At 58.6% G+C, this 15267-nt stretch carries 20 protein-coding genes; 12 read left to right on the forward strand and 8 right to left on the reverse strand.

Annotation, left to right across the window (positions count from 1 at the left end; translation table 11 throughout):
- Positions 1 to 50: 50 nt before the first annotated feature.
- The 5 genes from kdgK1 to ACN2TU_RS25625 all read left to right on the forward strand — a co-directional run bounded on the left by kdgK1 (position 51) and on the right by ACN2TU_RS25625 (position 3624).
- Positions 51 to 1004: a bifunctional 2-dehydro-3-deoxygluconokinase/2-dehydro-3-deoxygalactonokinase gene (gene kdgK1, locus ACN2TU_RS25605; protein ID WP_435159696.1), complete on the forward strand. Its 954-nt coding sequence runs from the start codon at positions 51 to 53 to the stop codon at positions 1002 to 1004.
- 78 nt (positions 1005 to 1082) lie between these two features.
- Positions 1083 to 1760, forward strand: coding sequence for a class I SAM-dependent methyltransferase (locus ACN2TU_RS25610; protein ID WP_435159525.1), 678 nt, complete (start codon positions 1083 to 1085; stop codon positions 1758 to 1760).
- A gap of 51 nt (positions 1761 to 1811) precedes the next feature.
- Positions 1812 to 2468: a helix-turn-helix domain-containing protein gene (locus tag ACN2TU_RS25615; RefSeq protein WP_435159528.1), complete on the forward strand. Its 657-nt coding sequence runs from the start codon at positions 1812 to 1814 to the stop codon at positions 2466 to 2468.
- A gap of 146 nt (positions 2469 to 2614) precedes the next feature.
- Positions 2615 to 2830, forward strand: a complete 216-nt coding sequence (locus ACN2TU_RS25620) for a HalOD1 output domain-containing protein (RefSeq protein WP_435159530.1) — start codon at positions 2615 to 2617, stop codon at positions 2828 to 2830.
- Positions 2831 to 2997: 167 nt separating this feature from the next.
- Positions 2998 to 3624, forward strand: a complete 627-nt coding sequence (locus ACN2TU_RS25625) for a DUF7978 family protein (RefSeq protein ID WP_435159533.1) — start codon at positions 2998 to 3000, stop codon at positions 3622 to 3624.
- A 138-nt stretch (positions 3625 to 3762) separates the two neighbouring features.
- Here the strand turns inward: ACN2TU_RS25625 and ACN2TU_RS25630 are convergent, their stop codons facing one another.
- Positions 3763 to 4689: a sulfide-dependent adenosine diphosphate thiazole synthase gene (locus tag ACN2TU_RS25630; protein ID WP_435159536.1), complete on the reverse strand. Its 927-nt coding sequence runs from the start codon at positions 4687 to 4689 to the stop codon at positions 3763 to 3765.
- Positions 4690 to 4821: 132 nt separating this feature from the next.
- Here ACN2TU_RS25630 and ACN2TU_RS25635 point away from each other — a divergent pair, with 132 nt between their 5' ends.
- Positions 4822 to 5658, forward strand: coding sequence for a methyltransferase domain-containing protein (locus ACN2TU_RS25635; protein WP_435159537.1), 837 nt, complete (start codon positions 4822 to 4824; stop codon positions 5656 to 5658).
- Between the two features lie 17 nt (positions 5659 to 5675).
- Here the strand turns inward: ACN2TU_RS25635 and ygfZ are convergent, their stop codons facing one another.
- On the reverse strand, positions 5676 to 6794 hold the full coding sequence (gene ygfZ / locus ACN2TU_RS25640) for a CAF17-like 4Fe-4S cluster assembly/insertion protein YgfZ (RefSeq protein ID WP_435159539.1): 1119 nt from the start codon (positions 6792 to 6794) through the stop codon (positions 5676 to 5678).
- A gap of 42 nt (positions 6795 to 6836) precedes the next feature.
- Positions 6837 to 7133 carry a DUF6432 family protein gene (locus tag ACN2TU_RS25645; RefSeq protein ID WP_435159542.1) on the reverse strand — a complete coding sequence of 99 codons (297 nt, stop codon included), beginning with the start codon at positions 7131 to 7133 and terminating at the stop codon, positions 6837 to 6839.
- A 191-nt stretch (positions 7134 to 7324) separates the two neighbouring features.
- Between ACN2TU_RS25645 and ACN2TU_RS25650 the strand changes: the two genes are divergently transcribed.
- A complete protein-coding gene (locus tag ACN2TU_RS25650; RefSeq protein WP_435159544.1) occupies positions 7325 to 8101 on the forward strand; it encodes a nucleoside phosphorylase in 777 nt (258 codons plus the stop codon).
- Positions 8102 to 8120: 19 nt separating this feature from the next.
- Here ACN2TU_RS25650 and ACN2TU_RS25655 read toward each other — a convergent pair whose 3' ends face one another.
- On the reverse strand, positions 8121 to 9524 hold the full coding sequence (locus tag ACN2TU_RS25655; RefSeq protein ID WP_435159546.1) for a dihydrolipoyl dehydrogenase family protein: 1404 nt from the start codon (positions 9522 to 9524) through the stop codon (positions 8121 to 8123).
- 126 nt (positions 9525 to 9650) lie between these two features.
- Between ACN2TU_RS25655 and ACN2TU_RS25660 the strand changes: the two genes are divergently transcribed.
- On the forward strand, positions 9651 to 9890 hold the full coding sequence (locus ACN2TU_RS25660; RefSeq protein WP_435159548.1) for a PRC-barrel domain containing protein: 240 nt from the start codon (positions 9651 to 9653) through the stop codon (positions 9888 to 9890).
- Positions 9891 to 10057: 167 nt separating this feature from the next.
- Positions 10058 to 10393 (forward strand): hypothetical protein, encoded by a 336-nt coding sequence (locus ACN2TU_RS25665; RefSeq protein ID WP_435159550.1) that lies wholly within the window; start codon positions 10058 to 10060, stop codon positions 10391 to 10393.
- A gap of 5 nt (positions 10394 to 10398) precedes the next feature.
- Here the strand turns inward: ACN2TU_RS25665 and ACN2TU_RS25670 are convergent, their stop codons facing one another.
- The 4 genes from ACN2TU_RS25670 to ACN2TU_RS25685 all read right to left on the reverse strand — a co-directional run bounded on the left by ACN2TU_RS25670 (position 10399) and on the right by ACN2TU_RS25685 (position 12684).
- Positions 10399 to 11298 (reverse strand): thiamine-phosphate synthase family protein, encoded by a 900-nt coding sequence (locus ACN2TU_RS25670; RefSeq protein WP_435159551.1) that lies wholly within the window; start codon positions 11296 to 11298, stop codon positions 10399 to 10401.
- Complete coding sequence (dcd, locus tag ACN2TU_RS25675) at positions 11295 to 11933, reverse strand: dCTP deaminase (protein ID WP_435159553.1); 639 nt, start codon at positions 11931 to 11933, stop codon at positions 11295 to 11297. The genes ACN2TU_RS25670 and dcd overlap by 4 nt, the downstream gene beginning before the upstream one ends.
- A gap of 194 nt (positions 11934 to 12127) precedes the next feature.
- Positions 12128 to 12409 carry a YIP1 family protein gene (locus tag ACN2TU_RS25680; RefSeq protein ID WP_435159555.1) on the reverse strand — a complete coding sequence of 94 codons (282 nt, stop codon included), beginning with the start codon at positions 12407 to 12409 and terminating at the stop codon, positions 12128 to 12130.
- Positions 12410 to 12483: 74 nt separating this feature from the next.
- A complete protein-coding gene (locus ACN2TU_RS25685; protein ID WP_435159558.1) occupies positions 12484 to 12684 on the reverse strand; it encodes a hypothetical protein in 201 nt (66 codons plus the stop codon).
- A gap of 81 nt (positions 12685 to 12765) precedes the next feature.
- On the opposite strand from ACN2TU_RS25685, the gene pth2 reads away from it, so the two are divergent.
- From pth2 to ACN2TU_RS25700, 3 genes are all read left to right on the forward strand, one after another.
- Positions 12766 to 13104 (forward strand): peptidyl-tRNA hydrolase Pth2, encoded by a 339-nt coding sequence (gene pth2 / locus ACN2TU_RS25690; protein WP_435159559.1) that lies wholly within the window; start codon positions 12766 to 12768, stop codon positions 13102 to 13104.
- A gap of 107 nt (positions 13105 to 13211) precedes the next feature.
- Complete coding sequence (locus ACN2TU_RS25695; RefSeq protein WP_435159560.1) at positions 13212 to 14798, forward strand: bacterio-opsin activator domain-containing protein; 1587 nt, start codon at positions 13212 to 13214, stop codon at positions 14796 to 14798.
- Positions 14799 to 14880: 82 nt separating this feature from the next.
- Entirely contained in the window at positions 14881 to 15252 is a 372-nt protein-coding gene (locus tag ACN2TU_RS25700; RefSeq protein WP_435159562.1) for a DUF7344 domain-containing protein, read from the forward strand.
- The last annotated feature ends 15 nt before the right edge of the window (positions 15253 to 15267 follow it).

The following is a 15267-nucleotide window of genomic DNA, read 5'->3' on the forward strand; positions in this document are numbered from 1 at the left end:
CGTATCGACATACCGGGTGAACTATGGGTTCCGCGGACCATCTCGCGCACATGACCGACCTCGTGACGTTCGGCGAGACGATGTTGCGCCTCTCACCACCCGACCGTGAACGAATCGAGAGTACGTCCACGCTCGAACTCAGGGCGGCGGGCGCGGAGAGCAACGTCGCCATCGCCGCCAATCGACTCGGCGCGAACTCGATGTGGGCGTCGAAGCTTCCCGACTCACCACTCGGTCGGCGGGTCGTCGCCGGACTCCGGCAGTACGGCATCGAAACCGACATCGCGTGGAGCGACGAGGGGAGGCAGGGAACATACTACCTCGAACACGGAACCGAGCCGCGCGGAACGAACGTTATCTACGACCGGGCCGACGCCGCAGTTACGACGACGGAACCGGCAGACCTCCCCACCGATTCGATTCGGAACGCGCGTATTTTCTACAGTTCAGGCATTACACCTGCTCTTTCGCCGACCCTCGAATCGACGGTCGGCGAGGTGCTCGCTGAAGCACAGGACGCGGGAACCACGACTGCCTTCGACGTGAATTATCGCTCCAAACTCTGGTCGCCTGCTGAGGCCCGCGACACTCTCACCGACCTGTTTCCAGCGATCGACCTGCTCGTGACGGCGGAGCGCGACGCACGTGCGGTGCTCGGACGTTCGGGCGACGCCGAGGAAATCGCCCGTGGACTCGCCAGCGAGTGGGCGTTCGAAACGGTCGTCGTCACCCGTGGTTCCGAGGGCTCACTGGCATTTCACGACGGTGAAACGTTCCACCAGTCGGCGTTCGACACCGAGACGGTCGACCCAATCGGCACCGGCGACGCATTCGTTGGCGCGTTCCTTGCGTGCCAACTCGCTGGAAAGGACGTGGCGACTGCCCTCGAATACGGGTCTGCAACTGCCGCTCTCAAGCGAACGATTCCCGGCGACGTTGCCGTGGTGACGCGGGAAGAGGTCGAACGAGTGCTCGACTCGGACGTGAGCGAAATTTCCCGATAGCGCTTCGCCCACAAGCGATAATACGAATCCCCATATCCAGCCCGGTTTCTTTTATCGAACGCTGTCGTACCCGCATCCATGTCAGAGAGCAGAACCACCGCCGCCCAGCAGTTCTACGGGCGGTGGGCACGGCTCTACGACCTGCTCGCGTCGGCGACGCCCGGACTGTCCCAGTTGCGCGACCGCGTCGCCGACGAACTCGGCCTCGAACCCGGCGATACGGTTATCGAGATGGGCTGTGGCACGGGAGCGAACTTTCCACACCTTCAGGAGCGTGTCGGCCCAACGGGAACCATCATCGGCGTGGATTTCACTCGCGGAATGCTTCACCAGGCCCGCGGCCGGGTCGAGCGCGAGAGATGGGAAAACGTCCATCTCGTGCAGGCCGACGCCGCCGCGTTCGAACCCCGCGAGGATGTAGACGCCGTGCTTGCCACGTTCGTCGTGGGGATGCTGGACGACCCGTACGCCACCGTCGGTCGCTGGCTAGACCGAATCAGTCCGGGTGGTGGACTCGCACTGCTCGATGCGGGACAGAGTACTCATCCCTACTCTTGGCCCGTGAATCAGGCCTTCCGTGGGTTGGTCGTCGCTTCGACACCCGGCAGAGGGACGAACTTCGAGGAACCGCCGTGGAACGTGCTGGACGACCGGGTCGCCGAGGCACGACGGGCGCTGTCGGAACGAGCGGTCGAGACGAGCGACAGCGAGCACGCGCTGGGCGTGGTTCGGATTACCGGTGGGAAGGTACCGTAGCGACGGTCACACCGACCAGTTTAGTGTGTGCTCGTTGAGGAATAGTCACAAATGACGACGATAATCAATCTCACGGTTCCACCCGACGAATTTCCGCTCGGAAGTATCTTCGAGTCGTTTTCAGGGGTCGATATCGAACTCGAACGAGTCATTCCGACGAATCACGCGCTCGTCCCCTATTTTTGGGTTTGGGGGGTGGACACGGATGCCATCGCGGATGCGTTCGAGGGTGAACCCGCGATTCGAGCCATCGAACTCGTCGATACGGTCAAAGACGGCGGCTTGTTTCGAAGCGAATGGAACACCGACGTGGAAGGGGTTTTGAAAGGAATCACCCAAACGCGGTTGGTGTTGCTTTCCGCCACCGGTTCCGAGGAGCGGTGGGAGTTCGAATTTCGCACGCAAGACCACGAGGGAATGACGGAGTTTCAGAACTACTGTGCCGACAACGAAATTCCGATTACAATCACTCGTGTGTACACGATTGCCGAAATGCAAGTCGGCACGCAGTATCGTCTCACACCACCACAGGAGGAGGCACTCGTCACTGCCTTCGATGCGGGCTATTTCGACAAACCTCGCGAATCGACCCTCGGCGAAATCGCACGCAACCTCGGAATCACGCGACAAGCCCTCTCGGAGCGCCTCCGTCGGGGCCATCGCAATCTCATCGCAAACACGCTCACTCATCGACGGCGAGAGAGATGAGCGACAGCACGCGAATATAAAACCCATACATAATCAATCCATAGTGGCTAATGATTGGCTAGAGAAGGAAGTTTGTAATGGGTTCTCAGCCTCCCATCGACCGCGAAAGAGATGGCACAAACGATAGTATTGTTCCGGCATCGTCCATGAAATCCACGAGTGATGCCGTCGTCAAAGCAGTGGCCGAGGAGAAAGGCTGTGAACCGACAAGGCTGACACCACCGCTGTACGATGTCATCGATCCGGATGCGCTGGATATGATGTATCGTCGCGCCTCCCCGCAAACCGTCTTCGAATTCGCTGGCTACGAAGTCACGATCCAACCGGACAAGTCGATTATGCTGCAAACCATCTCACGCTGAGTCACTCTCCGTCCGGCAACGTCTCGCTTCTCGAAACCCGACTGCCCTCGATTCTCTGCCATCACTCTTCCGCAGAACCCGCCGTTAGTCAGTACAATCCCTTCGTCGCTCATACGAAAGGAACCTTCCGAGCAAATTATTTATTTCATGTATAATTGTCATGACTAATGGCATTCACGAACGTTCCTCTCCGCCGAGCGATTCCGGCGGGCATATCAGCATTTCTCATCCAGTACGCCGTCGTGTTCGTTCTGTTCGGTTCGCAGGTCTCGTCACTCCTCCAAGCGAAAACGATTGAACTGGGCTACGGTAGCGGGTCGAAGTCGATTCTGGAACTTATCGGAGGTTCACCTCTGCCGTGGAAGATGGCTGGTTGGATGCTCCACTCTGGCCACGGTGTGAATCTGATCGTCCGGCTATCGAATTATGGCAAATCGACGGAGATCAACCTCGTGGCTCTCGCCGGCGGATGGGCGCAAACGTTGTATCTTCTCCCGCCAGTAGTGCTGTTCGTCGCGGGCTACCTCGTTGCCCGAACCAGCCGAACCTACGGTGCGCACGGCGATGATTACGCAGGTGCGAGTATCGCCCTCAGCTACGGACTGTGCTACTTCGTGAGTGGCTTCGTTTTCATGGTCGATGCAAACAGCGCGCGAGCGGATCCGAACATGTATACCGGTCTGTACCTCGGTTGTCTCATCTATCCACTCGCTTTCGGCTGGTTCGGTGGGCGAGTGGCGCGATTGCGTGCGAAATCGAGCGGCGAATCTGCGGCGGAATCTGCCTGTAATTGAACCATCCGCCGCGAAGCAGCGCGTGCAGTCGTAGCCATACGAGTCGGAGTCCTCGGCGGGGCTTCGAGCGATGTAACTCGACGCTTCCGTCGATCGCCCACTCAGGGCAAGCAATTCGAATACAAACCGACCGCTGTCTCAGTCGTCTGCGGCGGACGGACTCACGGACATCTCGACGGTGCCGTCGACGCCCAGTTCGTCCAGTGCGACCTGTGCGGCGCGCTTCCCCGAGAGGAGCATCGCACCGAATGTCGGCCCCATCCGGGTGAGGCCATAGGTCGTCGCGGTGGCGAGGCCGGTCGCGATGAGTCCGTCGTGAACCGTTCCGGCGTGTTCGACCACCTCGTCCTCGCTCTTTGCAACCCACATCGAATCGTGGCCGGGGGAATCGTGACCGGGTGCGCCGTATTGGCCATCCTCGGTTTTGTCCATGCCCGTGTTGTACTCTTTCGCGTGGCTGAGCCCCGGAGCATCCAGCACGCCGCGCTCTTGGAGTTTGGAGACGACGACCGCGTCGTGACCCGTCGCGTCGATGACGAGGTCGGATTCGATCGCGATGGGGTCGACACAGGTGAGTTCCCGCGGGAGGGCGTGAACCGGCGTCCAGTTCATCACGATACCGCCGACGCGGTGACCTTCGCGGACGACCACGTCGGTAAATTCGGTCATGTTCTGCATCTTCGCGCCAGCGGCGCAGGTCGATTCGATGAGGGCAGAACAGGCGTGTGGTCCGTTTGCGACGTACAATCCCTCGGCTTCGTCCGATTCCTCGTAGGGGACGTCCAGTTCGTCAAGTACGTCTTGGGAGGGGTCACGAACCGTGACCTTGTTCATCAGGAAGCCGCCGAGCCAGAAGCCGCCACCGAGGTAGTTGTTCTTCTCCACGACCATAGTCTGAACCCCGCGTTCGGCGAGTTCCTTCGCGGCGACTAATCCGGACGGCCCACCGCCGACGATAATGACTTCGCTCTCGGAGAACTCGGAGAACTCATCGCTCCACGCCGTTCCGATTGCTCGTGTGACTTCCGCCTCACTAACGTCCGCAAATCCGTCGAAGTCGTGCATACCACCTAGTAATATTACTGAGTTATTGAAAACCGTTTCCCTCTGTTGATGGGACGAAGACGGTGAACGGAAATCGAACAGTTCTGACAATCTAAAATTTCATCATCCGCACGTTCTCAGGGTACAAGTCCGATGGAACTCCTTTCACTCGACCGAGTACCGCAGCATTCCGAATGGGCCGGCTACCTCATCGACCCCAACCGTGACCCGCCGGGCGATTTAGACGCCTACACCGATATCGACGTGTACGACACGATCTACGGTCATGTACTGGAACACTATCGTGAAAGCGACCTCGACCGTGAGGCGTTCACCCTCGAAACCCGTGCGAAAGGTCGCGAGGAACCGGACGTCATCTCCATCGACGAAACGCTGTATCTCGCCAGCACGAAAGAACTGGTCACCAAGGAAAAAGATGCGGTGCGTGAAGCCCTTCGATCGGTTCTCGACGGCGGTGAAACCGTCGTCGCCCTCGGCTGCGGCTGGGGTCGGAATCTCGGCATCATCACCGATTCGTTTCCCGACGTAACCGTCGTCGTCGGTGAAATCGCGGAACGAGGTGTCACCATCTCGCGGGAACTGCACGCCGACGAAGACCGTATCTCGGTCGAAACATTCGATTTCCACGACGGCTGGAGCATCTTCGACGGCCACGACGACGTGGTGGTGTTCACTTGTGGTGCGCTTACCACGCTTGAGGGCGTTCAGTCGGTGATCGACCGATTGGTTTCCCGTGCGGAGAAACAACCCATCATCGGCGTCCATCTCGAACAAACCGTGCCACATCCCTCGGACACCGTCCTTGGTCTGCTTCGTCGGCGATACGCCGAGGTTCGCGGGTTCGATACTGACCTGCTGCCCGTGCTCCGAGCGCATCCGGACGTTTCGGTAACTCACACCGAGTACGACGCTATCGGTGCGAACCCGCTTCATCCGCAAACCGCCGTCAGGTGGCAGCCTTCGCGGTGAATCGTCGGTGCGTTCGTTTAGTCGTATCGCGGCACGCGCCCGGATGAATCACTCCCTTCCACGAACGGGAGCGCCACCAGTTCCGCAGATACGTCCGCGCCATCGACGCGGACGATTAGTTCGGTGCCCATCTCCACGCCGTAGTTCACCAGCGCCATTGCGACGGGTTCCTCGCGGGACGGACTGTCGATTGCGCGCGTGACTTCGCCGACGACTTCGTCGCCGTCGAAGACCGCCGCGCTCTGTTCCGGCACCGTGTCCGGACGCAGTCCGGCGAGCCTGCGACTCGGTTGTCCCCGATTCTCGACTCGCGAGACGACTTCCTGCCCGACGAAACAGCCTTTATCGAAGTCGAGCGCGTTTCGAACCCCGAGGACGTTCGGAATTTCCCCGTCGAGTTCGAACTCGAACAGGGGCGTTCCGGCCTCCAAGGTCAGCGACTCCCACGTTTTTCTGCCGAACGGCGCGGCGTTCATCCCGTGAGTGATGAGCGCGTCGAAGACGAGTTCGACGTTCGGACGCGGGCGACCGATTTCGTCCTCCGTCTCGCCGGTCGTACAGATGACTTCGTACCCTTCCTCACCGGTCGGGGCGTCGGTGCGAATGACGGTGACACCCACGTCGGCCATCTTTCCGCGGACGAACGACAACTGTTCGTCGGGCGTGCTCACGTTGTTCAGCACGCTGGCGACTTTCTCGGTCGCGTGGGGGCCGTGAACGCCGAAGACGGCGAACTGCTCGGTGGCAACCGAAATTTCGACATCCTGAATGAACACCTTCTCGCGCCACTCTTCAGCCAACGGGGTTGCCTTCCCCGGTGGCGTGAAAAGGAGCAGTTTGTCGTCCGCGCTGTAGACGTACATGTCCAGCTCGATTTTTCCCTGCGGGTCGAGCAGAAGTGCGTAGGTTCCCTGTCCATCTTCCGTCGGAACCGTGTTCGAAACGACGTTGTCCACGTACTCGACTCGGTCGTCGCCAGTGACGACCACAACGCCGTATGGCATCTCTATGAGCCCGACACCGTTTCTGACTGCGCGGTGTGCACGTTCCGGTCGCCCGTAATCGCGCGGAACCCGGCGGTTGCCGACCGAGCAGAACGTCGCCCCGTGGTCGGCGTGCAGGTCTTCTAAGTGCATGGTCGTATTCGTCGTCGGGGGCGGGTAAAAACGTCGGATGTGTTAGAGCGGAAGACGCTCGATGATACGGTCGACGAGGGAGGGCTCTTCACCTCTCTCGTCCGGGTCGGGAACGACGCGCTCGTCCGGTTTGATCAGGGTTCGTCTGTCCTCTTTCTCGGCATTGATAAGGCCATCTTCCTTGAGATTGCCCAACGCGTCCTCCAAATCGTCGATAGCCACATCGACTTGTGTCCGGAGTTCAAATACCGTCATCCCGTCCTCGCTCCGGTCTACGAGGGCGTCGAGCACCCGAACCTCGATATCCGGGCGGCGTCGATACTCCCGCTTGGCCTTCATATCCGTCTCTATGTCACCCCGGGTTTTAGCCTTACCTCCCGTTCATTTCGAGGAATCGTTTCGGTTGAAAAGTGAGGGGACGGCGAAATTCTCATTCCGTTCTCAAACGGTGCTCCGGTTTATAAAATTATGATCTGATTTCCGTTCGTACAAAAAACACTTGTCCCCGCTCCCTGTATCATCCCAGAAATATGACTATTCCGAACCTCCGAGAAAAATACGGTGCCGAACCGCTCATCACACCGAAAGAGCACTCCGAGTACAGGCAAGCCAACACCGAGGGCGACATGCAAAAACCTCCCGAGGCGGTCATCCTCTGCTACAGCAAAGCGTTGATGCGCTATTTCACGGCAGAATACGAGGGGCGAGAGGTGAGCCACTACTACGGTGACCTCTTTCTGTTCGCCGATACGCAATACACCGTCGGCGTCATGGGGTATTTCGGAATCGGCGCACCGACGACCGCGATGCTGATGGACGAACTCATCGCGGACGGCGTCGAGGCGTTCCTCTCGATTGGAATCGCGGGCAGTCTGGACGACTCCATCGAGATGGGCGAGTTCATCGTCTGCGACAAGGCCATCCGCGACGAAGGAACGTCGCACCACTACGTCGAATCCGAAACATTCGCACATGCCAGCGATTCGCTCACCGCCGACCTGAAGGAACTACTGCGAAACCGCGACGAATCGTTTCACGTTGGCCCGTCGTGGACGACCGATGCCATCTATCGCGAGACGAAAAAAGAGGTCAAACGATATGCCGACGAGGGCGTTCTCACCGTGGAGATGGAAGCGTCGGCGGTGTTCGCCGTCGCAAATCATCGCGGCGTGGAAGCGGGGTCGATGTTCGTCATCAGCGACTATCTCGGTCTCGCCGATTGGGAACCAAAGTTCCACCTGACGAAGGAGGACATCCATCGACTCGGCGACACGGCAAAAGAGATGCTGACGAAGTATGTGAACTAATTCAGATGGAGGAACTGACTTACTGTTTCTCGATTTCTGCACTCGCATCGCGGAACAGCCCGTCCAAAATCTCGGGCGTCGTCGGGTGATACGCCCGATCCGGAACGTCGCGCACGTCCATTCCTCGCTCTATGACGACTTGCATCGTCTTCGCCATCACGTCGGCGTGATAGTGGAGGCCCTGATAGCCGAGAACCGTGCCGTCCTCGGCATCGACCACGAGTTTTGCCAACCCCTCTGCGGCCTGCTTCGTCTTGAACACCCCGTCGTCGCTCGCCCCCCGAGAAACTGCGATGTAGTTCCGGCCCTCATCTTTCGCCGCGTCCTCCGAGAGGCCGACACGGGCAAACGGATACACACCAGTCGCCGAGAAGATGACGTGATGGTGGACGTTTTCGTACGGTTCGAGGTCGGCCCCGCGAGCGTGTGCGAGGATGTTCTCGGCGGCTTTGAATCCCTGTTCCTTGGCGACGTGGAGGATGGGTTCCCTGCCGTTTACGTCCCCGACGACGAAGGTGTGGGGGTCGTCGCGGGACTGCATGGTGTCCGCGACCCACCCCGAATCGGGTTTGAGGCTCGTGTTCTCCAACCCGAGTCGGTCGAGGTTGGGCCGCCGTCCCGTGAACAAGAAGAGTTGATCCGCTTCGATAGCGCGCTCGTCGCCATCCCGTTCGACGTGAAGTCGAACCCCGTCCTCGGTGGATTCGACCCGCTGTTCGTGGGTTTCGGTCAGAATCTCGATGTCGAAATCCTCACGGTAGATGTCGAGCAGTTCGTCGTCGAACTCCGGGTCGGCCTCGTCCATCGGTCGTGCGTCGTGCTCGATGACGGTGATGTCCATTCCCGCCGCCTCGCTGAGGTAGGGAGCGAGTTCGAGACCGACGTAGCCAAAGCCCATGACGATGCCCGAATCCGGGAACTGTGTCGTATCGAGCACGTCCGCACTGGTCATGAAATCCACGTCCTCGATGCCGGAGAGGTCGGGGACGTTCACGACCGACCCGGTGGCGACGACGACGTAGTCCGCCTCGATTTCACGATTTCCGGCGTGAATCGTATGATCATCCACGAATCGGGCGGTATCGTGGTAGAAATCGACGTTTTCGCGTTCTGCAAGGTCGTGAACCGCACCTCGGCGGTGTTCTGCGAAGTTGTAGATATGCTCGTCTTTCAGGTTCACAACCGACTCCAAATCGACCTCCGGCGTCCCCGAGAGACGGGGGTCGTGTCGTGCGTGGAATCTGTGGGCGGACGCCGATAGTACCTCTTTCGAGGGCATGCATCCTCGGAGGATGCACAGTCCACCGCCGGGTTCACCGTCGTCCACGAGCGTCAACTGGACGTTTGGGTCGTCCGCGAGTTCACCGGCGACCGCGACGCCCGCGCTTCCGTACGCACCGAGTATCGCGACGTGAATCGTCATATGCGGGTAGTAACGAGCACGAAGAGTTTAGTGATTGAGGTGGCGGCCGAGACGGCGGGTTTTTTTACTGGATTCGCTCTGTCCGGCCACAGCCCTCAAAACCTCTCCATATAATTTTATCATCAGGTGACAATTTTGTTCACGAACGACGAAGGAAAGCGCGTTATCGAGGCGGATGGGGCGGAGGTCAGTGTCATAGCGGATGTTCGCCACGGAACGATTCATCTCGAGACCGACCTGGGCGTCGTCGAGAAGATGAAGACGGAACTCGATTCGGGTGGAAGCGACGAAAATACATACCCTCTTTCCGAAAATCCTATCGAGAAAATAGAAGACGACAGAGTCGTACTCCAGACTCGCGGCTAAGCGGTCTGTCCCGAAAAAATAACCTCGTGTACCCCTACCCGAGGTAACTGAACAGTGAGACCTTACTGGTATATACTTTGTGTGTGCCAGTTTGGCGTAACAAATAAATGGCCTGCAATAGTAGGCAAGAACTAAACGAAATGAGAACGATACAGAAACAATACAGTATGGAACCACTGCCGAAGGCAAGTGACATTCCCGCCGTATGGGAACAGTCGCCCATCCGCGGCGATGAAATCGAACTCCGACACCAAAACGGAAACATCGCAGTGAAGGCGGTTCGTGCGACGAGTGCGGACGAGTGGGAACTCGAAATGGAGGACAGCATCAGCAACCGATACACGACGGTTCGACCGGTAGGTCGGGCCGATACCCGAAAGCAGGCCGCAACGGCGCTCGTGGCGCTCGCGGAAGCAATCGATGACCTTCGTAACGAACGCGACGACATGCTTCCGGACGATATCGTCCGGGAAGTGAAACGTGGTCAGCGAGTGCCGGTGTAGGCGATTCAGACGATTTTCCGCGCAATTTCGGCCGTTTTTTCGGCAGTCTGACCGAGGATGTACGTGATGGGTTCGATGCCATAACTCCCGGTGTGATAGAGCACCGTCGCCTCGGGATTCGCGTCGAGTGCTGCTCCCAGTGTTTCGCCGAGGTTGTCGTACGTCGCGTCGAACTCCGCGGTTTCGTATCCCGATTCTTCGAGACGGCGAACGATATCGGGGTCGTACCGCACATTGAGTGCGGCACGAGCAGTGGCGCCGTTTTCCCGTGCCGAGAGCAGGATGGATGCGACGTGTTCGCTGACGCCGAACTCGGGGTTCGCCGGAATCGTCGCACGACCTTTCACGTCGAAGATGCGACCCGGAATCCCCGCCACGTCATCGATACCGTCCGCATCGGGGAGACATTCACAGAGGTTCGAACCGACGGCGGGAATGAGCGACGAAAAGCCGCTCGTCTGTTCCACGACGCGAATCGCTCGGCGCATCGAGGTGAGAACGCGCTCCGTCGCTCGCAGTTCGTCCTCCGGGTCGTGAATGTTGAAATCTCCGCCGTGACCCTCCAACTCCGGCATCGATTCCTCGTGGAGCTGGGCGATGAGGTCGTGGTCTTCGAGCCGGCGGATGAGCACTTCGACTTCCACGAGCGCCTGCACCTGACTCATACTCCCCGTTGCCAATCCCTCGCCGATTTCGTCTACGAGGCGGACGACGCGTTCGTCCTCCCGTATTCTGTCGTTTTGCGCCACATCGCCGTGGGCGTATTTCGAGACCGCACTCTGACTGATGCCGAGCGTGTCGGCCACCTCGCTTTGGGTCAGTCCTCGCTCCCGTAAATCCTCGGCGAGCATCGAGCGAAACGTCGGGAGAAACTCCTCGACGACGATTTCCTCGGCGAATTTCACGTTCCATCATCTCCGAACTCGCCGCTCGATTCTCGCGTTCCACTGAAATCCTGCTCCCCGCCGAACTCGTGGTCATTTCCGATTCGGGACGCCTGTGGACCGTTTTGGTCTTGATATTTCGACCCACGTTCCGACCCGTAAGGTCGTTCCGACGCGTTCTTGAGTTCGGTGAAGATGAGCTGTGAGATTCGCGTGTCGGGCTTCAGCGCGACGGGGGCCGTGCCGAGGTTCGACAGTTCGAGCGTAATCTGGCCGCGATAGCCGGGGTCAACAACGCCAGCAGTCGCGTGGACGACGACTGCCAATCGCCCGAGCGACGACCTGCCTTCGACGTGGGCGAGCAAATCCGGCGGAATCTCGACGCGCTCTTTCGTCGTGCCCAGCACGAAGTCACCGGGGTGGAGGATGAACTCGTCGCCATCCTCCACGATGGTTTCATCGACGTAGCTATCGACTTCGCCCTCGCTATCGGGGTGGATACAGGGAATGTTTGTGCGCTGGAATTCGAGGAATTCTTTTCCGAGTCGAAGGTCGATGCTCGCCGGTTGTATCTGGAGTTCCGGCTCATCTATCGGTTCGACGACCAGCGAACCCGATTCGAGACGACGGCGAATATCGGCATCGGAGAGTATCATGTCGGTAGAACGGGTGGGAGTGAGTAAAGAAGGTTCGGTCGTCAGATAGCACTGAACAGAAATCCGACAAATGAGACGGTTCCGGCGGACGTTCCTGCGGCCTCGATCGAGAGGTTTCGGGCGTGTTTCAAGCCGTACGTCCAGATATACCACTGCCAGTGTGAGACGATTACCGAAAGAATGAGACTTCCTCCCTATATCCTGGCCATGAGTGACTGCATTTGCCCCATGACTGCTTCCGGATTGCTTGCAAACTGAACGTCTCTGAGCGTGACATAGAGCAAGCCGAATCCCCCGAACAGTTGTAAGAGCGAGGGAAGCATTCCCCACCCCGTGACGGAGAGCGTGTTTCCAAACGAACCGTCGCCATCTCCGAACGTGGAGAGGACGTGAAAGGCGATAGCTGACACTATCCAGACAACGAACGGGCCGATAAAGATGAGCGGAAGCATCTCCCCGACAGAATCCCATATCACCTCTCCGAGTGGAACCGTCTTCGACCGGTCACACCCGGAAATCCCATGGACGAATCGGCGTGCTCCTCACACACCTAATCGGGTGGTCGATTGGGGTTCTCGACATCCGTCCCCATCGTTCCTTGGCTTATCTGCCAACCGACAACGCCCATCGCGACCGTCGTGAGGAGGGAGAGGACGAGGACGAGGACGATAGTGAACGCACCCGCAAGGCTTGGGCGTGGCGGGCGCTCCCGAAAGAAATCATCCGGCCGAAATAGTATGTAGAATATCATGTATTGGAATACACATGACTTGTCATAAGTCTTCTCGAATCGAGTAGCCAGCGTTTTGTCTCATCACCACGACACTCGATTATGAAACAGGCCATCGTCGCCCGCACCGACATCGGTATGGGGCGAGGGAAACTCGCGGCACAGGTCGCACACGCTTCCCTTTCCGCGTACGAGGAAACGGGACGCAAAGCACGAAAACGGTGGAAGGGAGAAGGACAGAAAAAAGTCGTCGTGAAAGCCAGTAGCGAGAAGGAAATCTTCCAACTCGCGGAGAAAGCACGTGCGGAGGGGCTTCCCCACGCCGTTATTCGGGATGCTGGGCACACGCAACTCGACCCCGGAACGGTGACGGCGTTGGCGGTCGGTCCGGCCGACGACGACCTCGTCGACCGGGTTACGGGTGACCTTTCTTTGTACTGATATTAACGTCCGATAAAAATCTCAATTCCGAAATGTTTTACCGACCCGATTGCACATCTTCACGCTGTGGAATGTCTCTTGCTAACTTCTGACACATGATAACCGTAATGGACGAGTTAACTGTTCACGCAGTTCTCGATATGCTTCCGGACGTGTTCTACGCCTACGATACCGACGGATCTCTCGTCGGGTGGAACAAGCGTCTCACGGACATCACGGGCTACGGGGACGACGAAATCGACGGGATGACCCCACTGGACTTCGTCCCCGAAGAGGACGTTGACACGATTCTCGAAGCCATCGATACCGTACTGACGGATGGTCGCATCGAGACGCGCCAGTCAGCGCTCGTGACGAAGGATGGCGAGAAAATCCCGTTCGAATTCAATGCGAGACGGGTTACCGACGAGGACGGTAACGTTCGTGGATTCGTGGGCTTGGGACGAGACCTTTCCGAGCGCGAAAAGCGTCAGCGCGAACTTCGCAGACAACGTGACGAACTGAAGACGTTCAATCGCATCAGCGAAATCGTTCGCGAGGTCATCCACGCGCTCGTTTCGGTGGCGACGCGCGAGGAAATCGAACGGACTGTCTGTGAGTATCTCGCAGCGTCCGAACTGTATCGATTCGCGTGGGTTGGTGACTACGACATCGTCGAAGAGAGAATCGTTCCTCGGGTGAATGCCGGCAACGACGGGGGGTACCACGAACTGGTGGACAGGGAAGCCGACTCCGACTGGGAGCGTCCGGCCGAGACGGCGTTCCGAACGAGGGAGTATTTCATCGCGCGAGACATCTCGACGGAGGCTGCGCTCCCCGCCGAACTCCGTTCCGAAGGCATCGATCGCGGAATTCACTCGGGCATCGCAGTGCCACTTTCGTACGGACAGACCATTTATGGCGTCCTCGTCGTCTATGCCAGTCGTACCGACGCGTTCAGCGAGCGCGAGGCGGATGGATTCGAAGCCCTCGGCGAACTCGTCGGATTTGCCATCAATGCCGCCGAAAGCAAGAAACTCCTGACCACGGGGTCGATAGTCGAACTGGAGTTCGACGTGGCGGATGAGGATGCCCTGTTGGTTCCCCTTTCACGTCGAGCGGACTGTACGTTCGTCCTCGAAGGGTCGGTTCCGGCGTCCGATGGGCAGTTTCTCTACTATCTTCGAACGAAAGGGTCGCCACCGGAGCAGGTCGCAGCGGTGGCAAAGTCCTTTGGGAAGGTAGATGACGTTCAAATCATCTCTTCGCACGACGATACGGGCGTCCTCGTCTTGACCATCTCCGAATCACTCGTCCAGCAGTTCGTCGAAATCGGTGCGAAAGTTCGGACTGCCCACGCCGAGAGCGGCGAGGAACACCTCGTCGTGGAAGTCGCACAAGACACCGACATTCGCACGCTGATGAACTCGATTCACTCGTCGCATCCGGGTGTGAAACTCGTCGCAAAGCGGGAGGTCGAACGAGCCGACAAGAGTCAGAGCGGATTTCAGGAGTCGTTTTCCGCGAACCTCACAGCTCGGCAACAGGCCGCCTTCCGCGCGGCGTATCTCGCGGGATACTACGATTGGCCGCGTGAAAGTACGGCCGAGGATGTCGCCGATACCATGGGAATCGCCCCCGCCACGCTTCATCAACACCTGCGGAAAGCGGAGGGAAAACTCGCATCGGCGTTTTTTGGCGACACACAGGACTGAACCGGAATTTTCCCCGTCTCAACCGTGTTACCGAGGCACGTAGGTACACAGTTCTTCGTCTCGTCGTTCCACTACACTACTGATGAGCGAAAGACAGGCAAACGTAGATACACGAGAACAACCTCCGAGTGAGCAGTCCGTCCTGTCGGCCGAACTGCTCTTCGATGTCCTCGGGAGTTCATATCGTCGGTTCGTCCTGTCGAATCTCTCCAGCGAACCGAAACCGGTGCCGATCGACGAACTCGCCTACCGTCTTGCCGCGTGGGAGGACGGTACCACGGATGCGGATGTGACTTCGGAAACTGCTGACGATGTCGAAATACTGTTGTATCACGTCCACCTGCCGAAAATGGCGGAATTGGGTCTCGTAGCGTACGATTCTGAGACAGGAATAATCGTACCCGGCGAGAAAATCGAGGCCGCAACCAACGGCCTCGAACTCGCGGAATTTTAATCCCGTCCGGTTCAT

Source organism: Haladaptatus marinus (genome assembly GCF_051194195.1).